This is a genomic window from Hymenobacter agri (genome assembly GCF_054778495.1).
The window spans coordinates 1-573 of the sequence record NZ_BAAGZM010001269.1 but is presented as its reverse complement, the minus strand read 5'-3'; the positions used below and the strand labels follow the sequence as shown (position 1 = coordinate 573).

The window sequence follows — 573 nt, the reverse complement described above, 5'->3', positions numbered from 1 at the left end:
GCGGCTTCGGCGGCGGCAGGCGGCCCGGCGGGCGGGCGCAGCTTGTGCACGGCCTGCAAAAACCGGTCGAAGGCAATGGGCTTGAGTAGGTAGTCGGCCGCGTTCAGCGTGTAGCTCTGCACGGCATATTGGTCGAAGGCGGTGGTGAAGACGATGCGCGGCGCGGGCGCGGGCAGTAGCTGCACCAGCTGCAAGCCGGTGAGGCGCGGCATGTGAATGTCGAGAAACACGACATCGACCGGGTTGTCCTGCAAGAAGGCCAAGCCCGCCAGTGCATCGTGAAACCGGCCCTTTAGCTCCAGAAACGGCACCTGGGCGCAGTAGTCGGCCAGCAGGTCGAGGGCCAGCGGTTCATCGTCGAGTATGGCGCAGGTGAGGCGGTGCATGGCGAGGGGCAGCGGCGTGGTGGAACGGGGCGGCAAGTTAATGGTGGGGCTTGCTCCCTGAGCTTATTCTCCGCTGCCCAGCTCCAGCGTGACGGCGTACTCGCCGGGCAGGGTGCGCACGTGCAGGGCGTGGCGGCCGGGGTACAGCAATTCGAGGCGGCGGCGCAGGTTGTGCAGGCCCAGGCCG

The 573-nt window shown here is 67.5% G+C and carries 1 protein-coding gene; it reads right to left on the bottom strand.

All coding sequences use genetic code 11. The features are described from left to right. The coding region (locus tag ACYVDE_RS25740; protein WP_460504343.1) for a LytR/AlgR family response regulator transcription factor at window positions 1-422 on the bottom strand (422 nt) is incomplete at its 3' end. Window positions 423-573 lie beyond the last annotated feature (151 nt).